Annotated in this window: 7 protein-coding genes; 4 read left to right on the top strand and 3 right to left on the bottom strand. The window is 39.6% G+C overall.

The window, feature by feature from the left end:
- Nucleotides 1–20: 20 nt before the first annotated feature.
- Complete coding sequence (locus HXT43_RS03630) at nucleotides 21–467, bottom strand: hypothetical protein (protein WP_064340707.1); 447 nt, start codon at nucleotides 465–467, stop codon at nucleotides 21–23.
- A gap of 321 nt (nucleotides 468–788) precedes the next feature.
- Between HXT43_RS03630 and HXT43_RS03625 the strand changes: the two genes are divergently transcribed.
- The 4 genes from HXT43_RS03625 (at nucleotide 789) to sstT (ending at nucleotide 11,789) form a co-directional block, all read left to right on the top strand.
- Nucleotides 789–1,379: a hypothetical protein gene (locus tag HXT43_RS03625; protein ID WP_116442655.1), complete on the top strand. Its 591-nt coding sequence runs from the start codon at nucleotides 789–791 to the stop codon at nucleotides 1,377–1,379.
- 311 nt (nucleotides 1,380–1,690) lie between these two features.
- A complete protein-coding gene (locus tag HXT43_RS03620; protein WP_174143397.1) occupies nucleotides 1,691–2,998 on the top strand; it encodes an MFS transporter in 1,308 nt (435 codons plus the stop codon).
- A 184-nt stretch (nucleotides 2,999–3,182) separates the two neighbouring features.
- Nucleotides 3,183–10,106, top strand: coding sequence for a GA module-containing protein (locus tag HXT43_RS03615; RefSeq protein WP_174143396.1), 6,924 nt, complete (start codon nucleotides 3,183–3,185; stop codon nucleotides 10,104–10,106).
- A 426-nt stretch (nucleotides 10,107–10,532) separates the two neighbouring features.
- Entirely contained in the window at nucleotides 10,533–11,789 is a 1,257-nt protein-coding gene (gene sstT / locus HXT43_RS03610) for a serine/threonine transporter SstT (RefSeq protein WP_116971439.1), read from the top strand.
- A 168-nt stretch (nucleotides 11,790–11,957) separates the two neighbouring features.
- Here the strand turns inward: sstT and epsC are convergent, their stop codons facing one another.
- The gene (gene epsC, locus HXT43_RS03605) at nucleotides 11,958–12,797 is read right to left on the bottom strand and encodes a serine O-acetyltransferase EpsC (RefSeq protein WP_004119974.1); all 840 of its coding nucleotides are present in this window, start codon (nucleotides 12,795–12,797) and stop codon (nucleotides 11,958–11,960) included.
- Nucleotides 12,798–12,914: 117 nt separating this feature from the next.
- Nucleotides 12,915–13,847: a cysteine synthase A gene (gene cysK, locus HXT43_RS03600; RefSeq protein ID WP_174143395.1), complete on the bottom strand. Its 933-nt coding sequence runs from the start codon at nucleotides 13,845–13,847 to the stop codon at nucleotides 12,915–12,917.
- Nucleotides 13,848–14,396: the final 549 nt, after the last annotated feature.

Raw genomic sequence — 14,396 nt, 5'->3', positions numbered from 1 at the left:
TGTTGTAGTTCATTACCTCACTATAATTTTGATACTAAATTGTTTAGTACTTTGTCGAATTCAGACATTCTGTTTTCTTGATTAAAGAATGGAAGACCTATAATCTTGTATCCTCTTCCTAGAATATCGTTAATCTTGTAGTTGTTTTTAATCTGTCCTAAGAATTTTTCTTTCCACTCATCTTCAAATAAAAGTTGACTACCTTTAGGTTCGACATATGCTTGATATGTTTTAACATCCTCATACTCTTTCTCACGAATAAAAAGCAAGAAATCAGGCTCAAAACGTTCACCTGAATCAAACGAATAAATGGCAAGCTCAGGGATTCTCTCATTCCTAATAAGATAGTATTCAAGTCCTTTTGCTTTAAGCTTCGGCTCCGTAAAAGACGAAAGAATGTGAGCATTTGGAATGTTGAAAATCCAGCCTAGGGGTGCTTCTAGGATGTTTTTATGCTCAAAAATCAAGTTATCAAGCCAATCTTAAACCTTTTAACGATAGCCTTTCCTATCGTTAAAAAGTGCACTTATTTTGCCTATGCATCTGTTTATGTATGGAAATAAGATCCTGTGGATTATCGGATGATTTTTAGCTACAATTATTTTGTAGATTGCATATATGCATTCTTTGTCCATAATTTACATCCCGTCAGTTTTATTAGACTCAAAGATGATTTGTACTACGAGATGAATGAATATTGGGCAGATGATAGTGAATAACAGAGTGAAGATTGAACATGATAATCGTAGCTGCAATTAGGTAAAGATTAAGTTGTAGAGGAGGCATAAATGAAGCATATCAAGCATTATGCTTTTTTGACTGTGGTAGTTTGCATTATGTCACTTATTTCAGGTTGTAAGAATCAAAATAGTTTTAGCGATAATAATAGAGAAGTAAAAACAGAAAATAAAAAGTCTGCAAGGAATGAAAAACACTCAGAAAATAATGAAGATGTTGACTGGAAAGAGGTAAGTAAAAATGGTGTTGATGAAACTTTGCTCATAAAAAACATAGATGAAAAGGTTCTCACATATGTGGCTAAACAATTACAAAATCTATGCGATGAGATTGGTGAAAAGGGGATCAAAGATAAATACCATTGGCTGACAGGACAATGGTATAACGATGTAATATATTCTAAACAATACAAGAGTGTTGTGTCGTTGGGTAAAAAAGCAATGAAACCATTGTTCCTAATAATATATAAAAGCAAAGAGGCTGGAATGTATGAATGGGTTTGTAGTAAAGCTCTAGATGAAATATCTGGTTTTGATTTCTCGGGATTAAACAATGGCGTAGGCTGGAGTAATTCTAGAGAATTTTTAAAGGCATTTACCGATAAAATTATTGAACAAAAAATTAGCAAACAAAAAAATTAACAACTCTCTGTTTACAATTGTCTTGGACGCCTACTACGCAAGGTGAGACTGAGTATTATCAAGTCTCTTATTTGTGATTGCTAGTGGAGAAACTCGTAGTAGTTTTAGGATGGTTTCTCAGGGCTTTAGATGCAAATTTTGCTTTTTTTTTAAACGAGAGTATAGTGTTATCAAATTTGTCAAATAAGCTATTGGATTTGTGTAGTTTGTAGTGAATTATTTAAGTTGGATAGCAATTTGCAAGTAATCATGCGAGTAGTTATGTAAGTTTGCATTATTTTGAAAAAGTTTTTAGGGGAGAGTTAGTTGCTGTGAAGACGATTTTTAGCAAAGATAATATTTTTATTCGTATGAGATCTATTAGTCCGGCATTGCGATGGGCGCTTGTTGGCTTTTGTTTTTCTATGCTCGGCAATCAGGCGTATGAAGGCTCGGTTTTGCCTTCGATTATTATTGTTGGCTTGCCGGCTTGGGTGATTGGTTTTCGTAAGACTTTTATGACGGTTGCCGATTTTCTTTCGCCATGCTCTGGTTGGATTGTTGATAAGCTTGGCGGTTTTCGCGCTCTTGCTATGACTGAAGGCGTAGAAGGCGTGCTCAGTTTGCTGCCGCTTCTTATGCTTGGCTCTCCAGCTTGGAAGTGGTCGCTTGTAGCTCTTTCTTGCGCATTGTTGATTACCGGGCAAGTGATTGATATCGCTAGCGAAGTTTTCGAGGTTGATGCTGCCGGCGGCAATGACGGCATGATTGTAAACTACAGCGGCATTGTAAGCGTTTTGGCGAGTGTTACAGGAACCTTGCTCGGCTCTCCGCTTGGATCTTGGATTGCAAGCTGGTCAATTCCTGCGGTTTTGATTTTCTCGTCCGTGACTTCTTTTGCGGCTTGTGCTACGCGATTTATTATGAAACAAGATATTTCGCAAGCGTCTTGCGTAGAAGAGGAAGCGTCGCAAGATGTAGAGAATGAATCGCAAGAAAATCAAGAAAAGCAGACGGAACTGGAAAATAAAGCAGATTCCAAATCTGCAGATAATCAATCTACTATTAAGAAATCTGCGAATCCATCGTTCAAGAGTAAAATCATGCTTCTTGCCGGATCTCTTTTGGTTGCTTTTATTCCTGCATGCTCTGTTTCTTATATTCTTCTTGGTCTTGGTAAGCAATATGGCTCTAAATCCTTAACAATACTGTATATTTTCAGTGGCGTAGGAAGCGTGCTTGCGTCCGTTTTATATGCGCATTCGTCTCAAAAACTCGGTTTAAGAAAAATAGCGGTTTTAGGAATTGTTGTGAGCTTGCTTGCTTATTGCTTTATGTTTAGTAGTCTTTTGCCAATAATGTGGGTTGCATTCTTCCTTGAATCGATTGGTGGAATGTTGTTGGTGGAGTCGATTATTGTTGCGCGTCAGATTCTGTTCAAAGGAAGTGCGCTCGCTAAGTTTTCTGGTTGGGCGCGCCTTGCGTTTGCGATTGGTGCTACTACTGGATCTTGGATTGGATTTGCATTCTCGTCTACGTTCCAATGGCATCTGTTGCCTATACTTGCGCTGATTTTTACTGCCGGTTTGCTGGCTGTTTTACCACAGTTGCCAAATACTAGCTATGCGGCGCTCGCATGATTATTTGGAATAATTAATATTGAATATAGTTGTGACCTTAATCACATGGTAGTTTTTGTCTATATTACTTGAATTATTACGCGGGGGGGGGGTATCCTTTGCTCTGTTAACAAGCTCTTTTACAAGATGTGAGTTTATGTCTGCAGAGCGAGTTGAAGAGAAAATATACAAGTGAGGACTGCTAATGGTTAAGAAAACACAAGCTGCTAAAAACGCTTTACATGTGTCTAAGAATTACGCGTATTTGAAGCCGAGTACACTTCGTTCAATGGCGAAAGAGATAAGTGGAACTCGTTTAGAAGCATGTAAGTCGTATGCGGTTTCACGTTTACCGAAAATTGCTGTAACTGCAACATTGGCAAGCTTGCTTGCTTGTGGTGCTGGTTTGCCAACTCATCAAGCTTGGGCTAATGGTTTTAATCTTCCTGATGGTAGCTATAGGTATGCAAATCGCGATTCTTCTACGAAGGTGCAGAAATACGTAGATATTAACGCAGTTCCTTGTGATAAGAATAAGGAAATTGATAAAGACAAGGCTGATAGGGCAACATTCGGTCAGTACTATAAGGTTGAGTACCAGTTTAATTCTCATGGTGAATGGTGGGGTGGTCGACCATTCTGGTGGGCGAGCGTGCCTAAGGACGTCACAATTGTAGACGATAGCATTACTTTGTATAAAGACGAAGAGTTGACTGGTGGTTCAGCTTCTCAAAAAACAGGTACACAATATACAAAGGCTGCTTGGGATCAGTCTGTAAGCCGTTTCTGGTTTGATAATAATAAAGCGCAAGGTGCTGAATTTAAGAGTAACTGGGAAAGAATGACCGGTGAAGCCGGCGGTTATGATAAATCTGGTGATACTCTCGATACTTCTAGGGAGTATAAGAATGCTACTAGCGCTTTGATTATTAACTGGGAGAGTAGAGGCAATAGAAGATCTAAGATTAGCTTCGTTATTAAACTGAATAATAAAACGGAGCCTTTGAAGTTTGCTGCAGGTGTGTATCAGGTACTGGGTAACTGGCATTACACTGTTGGTAAGGTTGCGCTTGCGCCGACGTTGCCAGAGTATTCCAAGGAATTAGAACTTGCTTATCCTAAAGATAAAGTAGAGGTTGATTCTTCGAAATATGGCAAGAATCTTTCAGAAGATGCGAAGAAGTCTGTTCTTACAAAGCTGTGGGAAGCTAATAAGAATAATGCTGATGTACTGAAAAAGCTTAACGGTATGCCGGAAGTTCCTACTGAAGCGGCTTTCAAAAAGGCTGTAAAAGTCAATGACGATGGTAGCGCAACGGTAACGTATAAAGATAACTCTACGGATACTATTTTTAAGGAGAATCTAACTAAGCGCTACGTGCCATTAGCGGATCGCACAAAAATTACGTATCCAGCTTTGACTCCTGTGAAGAATCCAACTGCTCTTGATCAGTCAGAGAAGAAGCAAGTTGAAAATGCTATTAAGAAGGCTAATGATAAGATTAAGAATCTTATAGAAAAGGTTGATGTTGCCGCTAATGGTGATGCAACAATCACATTCAAGGATGCAACTGGTACTCATTCAACTAAAAAGCTTGAAGGCAAGTATCTTGTAAAGAAGCAGCGTTCACTTGCGGATAAGTTTACCCCTTACTATCCAGTTCCAATGGCAGTTGGAAAACCACAAGAGTTGACTCAAGGTGAGCAAACGGAACTTGTGAAGAAAGTTTATGAAGCGAATAAAACTAAAGCTGACTTCATAGATGCAATTGGTAAGCCTAACAATCTAGAAGAAGCTAAGAAATCTATTACAGTAGATAATAAAGGCAACGTGACTATCACTTATACTGATAAGTCTACTGATAAGCTCGATGGCAGCAAGCTGGTGTATCAAGCGAAGAAGCTTAATGAGACTACTTACATTACGCTTCCAGCTCGTACACCTGTACAAGATGCTAAGAAGATTCAAGAAAAAGAACGGTCAACTATTAGGCAAGCTATCTTAACAGCCAATAATGAGCTTCAAAGCAAGCTAAAAGGCAGTAATGAAAATAGTGCTATCACATTTGATGATAATACGCATACTATGACTGTTAAGTTTAATGATGATTCAACGTCTACCTTCGACTATTCTGAGTTGGTATACACCAAGGGTAATCCAGAGAATCCAACAACTGAAACAAAAAATAATAATGGGTACAAGTACAACATTACTAAGATTGCTGTTGCTGATAAAAACAAATTAACTCAAGATGATTGGCATAAGTTTGTTAGGAAGTTTATTCAAGATAACTGGAAAGCAAAAGCTGGAAAATCTGAGATAAACGATCAATATATAAATAGTACGAATGGTCTTCTCAATCAACTTCATGCGCCTGACTCTAATACGGGTGGTGGTATGACGTTGTATAAATTCTTTAGCGATTGGGATGTAACGTCTGGATCTACACTAAAACTCGGTGATAATAGAAGTAATAAAGGTATTGTTTCTTTATATCAACATGATGATGAGGTTGAGATAAAAGCATTACAGGGTTGGAATCCGAATACGGTTATTACTCTTACCAAGAACGACTGCTTTGTATCTAATGCTGCTGCTCCTAAGCCTGAAGAACTTAAGAATGAAGCTAATGATCTTATTGACAAGATTCTTCAGAAGCATGGCTTGAGTAAGGATGAGATTGATAAGTTCAAGAAAGATCATCAGAGTGATATTGATAAGATCACTAAGCCAGAAGATGTAGACAAGATTATTAAGTCTGCTGATAAGCATGGTAAAGATGAGAAGAAAAAGAAAGATGCTCAACAGCAGATTAATGATGCTAAGAATAATCTTGGTTTGACTCCTGAGCAAAAGACTGAACTTGATAAGAAGATTGGTACTGAGACTGATCCTGAAAAGATCCGTGAGAAGATAAACGAGTTCCAAAAGGAACAGGATCAAAAGAAGCAAAAGGAAGCTGATAAAAAGCAGCAACAAGCTGATCAGCAGGCTGAGCAACAACAGAAACAGCAGCAGCAGAAAGATGATACGAAGGTTGATACTGATATACAAACTCAGAATCAGCAAGAACAGCAAGACACAAGCAAGGCTGAAGAAGCTAAGAAGAAAGCTGAGCTTGAGAAGCAAAAGCAGGCTGCTATTGATGAAATTAACGGGAATGATAAACTCAAGCCTGGGGACAAAGAGCAGTTTATTAAGCAAGTTAATGATGCTCAGGATACTAATGGTGTAAATAAAGCCAAGAATGATGCTACGTTAAAAGGCAATCAGAATCAGACTGCTGCTGATAGCAGTAATAACAATGGTCTTGATGCTGCTAAGACTGATGCTAAAGATAAGATTGGCAAGTTGAAGAATCTCAGCGAACAAGATAAGGAGGAGTATCAAAACAAAGTAGGTACTGCAGATAGTCTTGATAAAGTTGCAGAGATTCTCAACAATGCTGAGTTTGAGGATGCTAAAGCTGCTGCTAAGAAGAAGATTGCTGAGCTGAAGAAGAATGGTGATCTTACGCAAGATGAGGCTGAAGGTTTCAATAAGCGTTTAGACGATTCTTCTACCGACTCTATACAAGACATTGATTCCATTCTTCAGGAAGCTGAGCTTGCAAAGACTAGAAAAGATGCGAATACTGCAATAGATAATCTTAAGAATCTTAATTATGCACAGAAGAAGGCTCTTAAGGAAGAAGTTGCGAATCCAGAAACTGATCCTCAGAGTAATTTAGACACTATCGAAAAAGTGAAAGCCGCTATCACTGCTGTTGTTACTAAGGCTAAAGAGCTTGACGGCAAGATGAAGTCGCTCAAGGATCTTGTGACTCTTGTTAATGGCCAGAAGTCTACTCTTACAGCAAAGCCTGATTATAAAGATAATAAGAAGACTGCTTTTGATAGTGCGTTCACGAATGCATCTACTCTTGTTGATGCAACTAAGGGTATGAATGCTGATGGTGCCAAGGTTGATGAGATTAAGAAGGCATTAGAAAAGGCTGTTCAGGATCTCGGTGGCAAAACTGTTGATAAGTCTGCGCTGCAAACACTTATTAACAATGATGCTGATTTCAAGAAGACGATTGCTTATATTAATGCAGATCAGACTAAGAAAATTACTTACAATGAAGCTATTGCTGATGGTAATGCAGTGCTTACTGATGCTAATGCAACTGCTGAGAAAGTAGCTCAAGCTGTTGATGCTATCAATTCTGCTAAAGCTGCTCTTGATGGCAAAGTCAATATAACTGGACTTGAGCAGAAAGTTGCTGAGGCTAAGAAGCTGAAGAAGTCGACTAACCCTCAATCTGCTGGCGATGCTAAGTATGAGAATGCTTCTGAAGCAAAGAAGCAAGCTGTTGATTCTGCTTTGCAACAGGCTGATTCTGCTCTTGCTGATGCTAAATCTACAGCAACTCAAAAACCTGGTGAGGCTGCTAAGACTCCTGAGCAGAAGCAGAAAGCTGTTAATGATGCATTAACTCAACTTACTAATGCCATTAACGAACTTGATGGTGTTGATACTCAGGCGCTTCAAGATGAAGTTACTAAGGACAATGCTCTGAAGAATAATGCGAAGTGTAAGAATGCTTCTGAAACAAAGAAGTCTGCGTTCAATACTGCTCTTGGCAACGCGCAAGCTGCTCTTAATGAAGCGACTCGTAAAACTCAGTCCACTAAGACTCGTGAGCAGAAGCAGAAAGCTGTTAATGATGCATTGACTGCACTCAAGCAAGCTGTTCAAAATCTTGACGGTAATGACGTGAGTGAGTTGCAGACTGCTATCACCAATGCAAAAGCTAAGCAGCAAGAAGTTGTTTACAAGAATGGTACTTCTGCTAAGAAAAAGGCTCTTGATGATGCTTTGAAGACTGCCGAAGATCTTGTTAAGACTCCTCACGGTCACACTGATTCTGAAATCAGCACAGCTTTGAATAACTTGAATACTGCGATAAACGGTCTTGATGGAACGGTTAATACAGCTGAGCTTCAGACGGCTGTTGATAATGCTAAGAAGTTGACCGGTGTTACTACTCCTAAGTCTCAGGACGCATATAAGTATGAGAATGCTTCTGAAAATAAGAAGAAGGCTGTTGATTCTGCTTTGCAACAGGCTGATTCTGCTCTTGCTGATGCTAAATCTACAGCAACTCAAAAACCTGGTGAGGCTGCTAAGACTCCTGAGCAGAAGCAGAAAGCTGTTAATGATGCGTTGACTGCGCTTACTAAGGCTGTTAATGAACTTGACGGTAACGACAAGACTCAATTGGTAACAAAGCTCACAGAAGCAAAAGATAAGAGGAATGATGTTTCTTATAAGAATGCTTCTACTGAGAAGCAATCTGCTCTTGACAATGCTATAGCTTCTGCAGAAGGCATTGTAAAGAAAGCTGGTGCAACAGCAGATGAGATTACTCGCGCTATCACTGCTCTTACGAATGCTGTTACTGGTTTGGATGGTCATGATGCTTCTGGTTTGCAGGCGGCTGTGACTGATGCTGAGTCGAAGAAGAAGACTGTTGCTTACACGAATGCTTCTGATGCTGCGAAGACTGCGTTTGATCAGGCTTTGCAAACTGCTCAGACTATTCTTGCTAAGAAGGGTGCAACAGAGAAAGAAATTTCTGATGCTACTACTGCTCTTAAGAATGCTTCTAATGCTCTTAATGGAACTGTAGATACGTCTAAGTTGCAGGCTGAAATTAACAAAGCTGATTCTTTGAAGAAGTCCGTACAGTATACGAATGCTGTTCAGGATAAGAAATCTGAGTATGATACTGCTCTTACGAATGCTGAGTCTGCTCTTGCTGATGCGGAGAATGCTCAATCAGCGAATACTCCTGATCAGAAGCAGACTGCTGTTAATGTTGCGCTGCTTCGACTTCAAACCGCAGCTGCTGCACTAAATGGTGTTGATATTGCTGATTTGCAAGCTGAGATTGCTCTTGAGAATAGTGTGAAAGAATCTGTAAAATACGCGTATGATACTGCTGAAAAGCAGCAAACATATAATAAGGCTTTGCAAGATGCGAAGGAGCTTATATCTAAGCTAGCTGATCCTGCTGGTAAGGGTGTGGAAGTTGCTGCTAAGTCTCAAGCAGATCGTCAAGCTCTTGTTAATACTGCATTAAAGAATCTTAAGAATGCTAAAGATGCTTTGAATGGTGTTAATAAGACGGTATTGCAAGCTGAAGTTGATGATGATTCTCACTTTAGCAAGTCGTTTGCCTACTTGCTTGGTGAAGCTCCTGATTTGGATGTGTATAAGAAGGCGTTGGCTGAAGCTAAACGTGTGCTTGCTGATCCTAATGCTACCCAGGCTCAAGTTGATGCTGCGTTGAAGGATCTTCAGGCTGCAAAGAACAGTATTGCGAATAAGTATAACGGTGCTGGAACCGGCAATATTGGTTCTGGTTCTGGAACAGGCAATGCCGGAACAGGTAATGCTGGAACTGGAACTGGAACTGGTGCTGGTGCTGGTAATGCTGGTTCTGGTTCTGAAGCTGGTTATGGTGTGAATGATAATGCGCCTACTACTGTGGATAAGGGTGAGTTGAATGTTCAGATTCAGGGTGCTGAGTCTGATTCACAGCCTGGAAATGCTGGTAACGGTAACGCTGGTGCTGGTGCTAATACTGGTAATGCTGCCAACGCAGCTGGTAAAGCTGATGCTGGCGTAAACTCTGGTAATGCAGGTAACGCTGCTAACAACAATGCTGGATCTCATGCTGCTAATGGCGTAAATTCTGCTGCTGTGGATGCTGCTGTTGAGAATAATCTGGCTGTGAAGCAGGCGGATGCTCAAGTTGCTAAGGCTCAGGCTGCTCTTGATGCTGCTTTGGCTGAGGCTAAGAAGGTTGCTGCTGATCCTAACGCTACTCAGGCTCAGGTTGATGCTGCGGTTCAGAAGCTTTCTGCTGCTCGTAAGGCTTTGGCTGCTGCTAAGGCTCATGCGGCTGATGTTCGTGCTTCTGTGCGTGCTCAGGTGTTGAAGAGTGGTAGTGTTGCTCAGCTTAGTAAGACTGGTAGTGACGTGTCTGTGTTTGGCTTGTTTGCTGCAACTCTTAGTGCTGCTGGTGCTGCGCTTTTCTCCGCTAAGCGTCGTGGTACTTCTCGTCATAGTAATAAGTAGAATATTTGCTAGCTGGTCTGGTTATTGCAGATCAGCTAGTTTAGAGCTGCTTAATGTTTGCTTAATTGTATTCAGTAAGTTTGCTGAGTATTGGGTTAATTAGCATAATGAAGTTAATGTAAAACGTGCCTTACTTTGCGTCTTTCTTTACTACGCAAAGTGAGGCATTTTGCTATTTTAGTTTGCGATTACACGGGAAGTTATTGTTGCTTACTATATTTTAAGAGTCATCTTGCTTACAAAGCACTTATTGAAGTGTTTAGTCACTGAGTTGCTAAGTTATTGAAATATCGAAACATTAAAGCTTAACGATTTGCATATATATGCATCCTTATGTATAATCTTTAAAAAATAAAATCTTGCAAGTGCTAATACACGTAAAAGAGTATAAAACATTCTGCACAAATTACTATACAGGAGACTCTCATGCACAAGATTGTTCAAAAATGGAATAACATTGACCTTATTTTACGCATTGTAATTGGTCTTTTTCTCGGTGCTGCGCTTGGTATTTTTGTGCCAGCTCACGTCTATGTGCTAGATCTTATGGGAAAACTTTTCGTCAGTGCGCTTAAATCTGTTGCGCCAATTTTAGTATTTTGCCTAGTTATTGGTGCGCTTGCGCAAGCAAAAAGTGTTGGCAATATGAAATTGGTAATAGGGCTGTACGCGCTATCTACGTTTACTGCAAGCCTTGTAGCCGTATGTGCTGCTATGATTTTCCCTGTTGATTTTACTTTTGCTCATGTTGCAGCAGCCTCTTCGCCGTCTCCTCAAGGAATTGGTGAGGTGCTTAATTCACTTGTGCTAAATATTGTTGTTAATCCTGTAGACGCTCTCGTTAAAGGTAACTTTATTGGTATCCTCTTCTGGGCGATTGCTTTCGGCGTTGCTCTGCGATTAGCCGAGCCTTCTACAAAAGCATTTTTCGATAACGTTTCATCTGCTATTGGAAAAATTGTCCACTGGATTATTAACGCAGCACCTTTTGGCATTATGGGTCTTGTTTATACAACAGTTGCAAGTAACGGTCTTCGTATTTTTAGCGAGTATGGTTTCGTTATTGCTTTGTTAGTAGGCACAATGGCTGTTGTTGCTTTGATTCTTAATCCTATTTTGGTTTTCGTGCTTACGCGTAAGAATCCGTATCCTCTTGTTTTTAGAACTTTGCGCGATTCGGGTGTTACAGCGTTCTTCATGCGTTCTTCTGCTGCAAATATTCCTGTGAATATGAATTTGTGCGAAAAGCTTGGATTTAACAAAGACAATTACTCTGTTTCAATACCGCTTGGTTCAACTATTAATATGAGCGGAGCTGCTATAACTATTTCTATCATGTCTTTGTGCGCTGCTCACACGCTTGGTATTCGCGTTGATATTCCAACGGCTGTGATTCTTTCTGTGCTTTCTGCAGTTTCTGCTGCAGGCGCATCTGGTGTAGCTGGTGGTTCGCTTTTGCTTATACCTCTTGCATGCTCGTCGTTTGGTATTTCAAACGATATCGCTATGCAAGTAGTTGCTATTGGTCTTATTATTGGTGTTATTCAGGATTCTTGCGAAACCGCACTTAACTCTTCCACAGATGTTCTCTTTACTGCGGTTGGTGAATATCGTATGTGGCAGCGTGCAGGTATTAAGTTTAAAATGGGCAGGGATCACGAGACTGTGCAACTTAAAAAGTAGCTGTTCTAGCTGTTGCTAGTTTTTGCTAAGTATTCTTGCTAGTGCGCGTTCTTACGTTTTTACGTTTTATGAGCGTGCACTTTTATTATATTTGGATGTTTATTGTAAATGAATCTAACGGATGTTCAAATAAAATAGTAGAAGTGGAATCAGTATTTTTAGCGCGCATTAGACTTTAGGGAAGTGGTAGGTTGTGTTTGCAGGAATGCTGCGGTTGATCCACGCGTTTGCTGCGATTATACTTCCGCTTCCTATTGTGGTTTCTCCGCCTAAGATTGTTGCGTTTGCGTAAATTACAACATTATTCCCAATATTTGGATGTCGCTTTCCACCTTTTATAGGATTTCCGTTCTCGTCTAGCGCAAAACTTTTTGCACCCAGCGTTACTCCTTGATAAAGCTTAACATGTTCGCCGATTACAGTTGTTTCGCCGATTACAATGCCAGTTCCGTGATCAATGCAAAAATATGCACCAATTTTTGCTCCTGGATGAATGTCAATTCCGGTTTTTCTGTGAGCATATTCGCTCATAAGTCTAGGAATTAGTGGCACGTTAAGCTCATAGAGTGCGTGAGCTGTGCGGTGAATAAGCATTGCGTAAAAACCAGGGTATGCGAGCGTGACTTCTACTTTGCTTGTGCAAGCAGGATCGCCTTCGTATATTGCTTGAATATCTGTTAAAAGTAACTTTTTAATTGCAGGAAGTTTATGTATAAATTGATTGCAAGTTTCTTGAATTTTAATTGAGTTGCTTGTATAGGATTGAAGTTCGTGGAATATAATGCGTTCTATAGTGTCTAACGCGTTTGAAGTAACGGTATTCAAAGTAGCATTGAGTTGCGCAGTATCGTTACTTACATTGCGTGCATGCAACTCAGGCAAAAGTAACACCTGAGTTGCATGTATGAGCGCAATAATATTGTGATAGTTAGGTATGAATGTAGCTTGCCTTATGTCAGAATCATGAATTGAATTGAGTTTGTTTATAAGGTCAAGATGCTCATTCATACATTAATCTCCAGTATTTTTTTGTTTTCTTTATTTTCTCGTTTTAATTACTAATTAATATTTGCACATATTATTTAATCAAAACTTGCGTGTTTATAGTAGTGCTACTAAATACAGTTAGTTTTCAAATAATGCAGTAGACAAGTATCTATCTCCTGAATCTGGAAGTATTGCAACTATGGTTTTTCCCGCATTTTCTTCTCTTTTTGCTTCTTGGATTGCTGTCCAAACCGCAGCTCCGGAAGAAATGCCTACGAGAACGCCTTCTTTTTTGCTTATAAGCTTGCCGCTTTCAATTGCGTTTTCATTTGTTACATGAACAATACGATCGTAAATGTTTTGGTTGAGCACATCTGGCACGAATCCTGCACCGATTCCTTGAATCTTGTGCGCTCCTGGCTTGCCGCCTGCGAGCACAGGGGAGTCGGCTGGTTCTACTGCAATTACTTCAAGCTGCGGATTTTGCTCTTTTAAATATGTTCCTGTACCAGTAATTGTGCCGCCTGTTCCAACGCCAGCGATAAGCATATCCACGTTTTCGTCAGTGTCTTGCCAAATTTCTGGGCCGGTTGTGTTGTAGTGCGCGTGCACATTTGCTTGATTGGTAAACTGTCCTGGAGTCCACGCGTTTGGCGTGTTTTCAACGATTTCCTTCGCTTTGGCAATTGCGCCTTTCATTCCTTCTGCAGCAGGTGTGAGCACGAGTTCTGCCCCGTATGCTTTCATAAGTTTTCGGCGTTCAATAGACATGCTTTCTGGCATCACAATAATGCTTTTGTATCCTTTTGTTTGTGCAATCATTGCAAGACCAATGCCAGTGTTTCCAGAAGTTGGCTCAACAATTACTGAGCCTGGCTTAATTGTGCCTGTGGTTTCTGCTTCTTCAATCATCTGCTTTGCGATGCGGTCTTTTACGGAACCTGCTGGGTTGAAGTATTCGAGTTTTACGAGGATTTTTGCTGCTAGATTGTACTCTTTTTCAATGTGAGTAAGCTCCAGAAGTGGAGTGTGACCTACGAGTTCTTGCACGGACTTGTAGATGTTAGACATAATATTTCCCCTTACTTGTTTGTCTTGTTTAATTTAATTTGTTTAATTTTGTTTATTTTTAATTTTTAAAAAATAATTTTTTATTAATAAAGAGACTGTTGTTTATTAGTTGTTTCTAAAAATGCCATTTATCTGTTTAATATCTAATCCGTATTAAATTGTTATCTTTTCAACGTTTTATATTCGAATTTTGGCATAAAAAAAGAAACAGCGCGCTGTTTCTTAAATCGTAATTTGCTGTGTTCTAACGTAAATGCTTTTAACACAGGCTAGATGTTATGCACAGTTAGTGCTTGAAAACATCATTTCGATTAAGAAATGCGCAACAGCATACGTTACAACAACAATTTGTCATCATATTTGTATGATACATGTGCACTCCTTTACTCGTCGAAATGGTGATAAGTGGAAACTATAGCGAATGGATTTGCGTTTGTCAAACTTAATTTAAGTTCGCTAATCTTAATTTGTGCTTTATGATCCTATTTTATGTTTGCCAAACTTAATTTTAAGAAATTATATGTTACTTTCATGTATCTTCGTTATTGC

This window comes from Gardnerella sp. DNF01195, assembly GCF_049244175.1.
Taxonomy (GTDB): Bacteria; Actinomycetota; Actinomycetes; order Actinomycetales; family Bifidobacteriaceae; genus Bifidobacterium; species Bifidobacterium leopoldii.
This window is presented reverse-complemented; position numbering and strand designations above follow the sequence as displayed.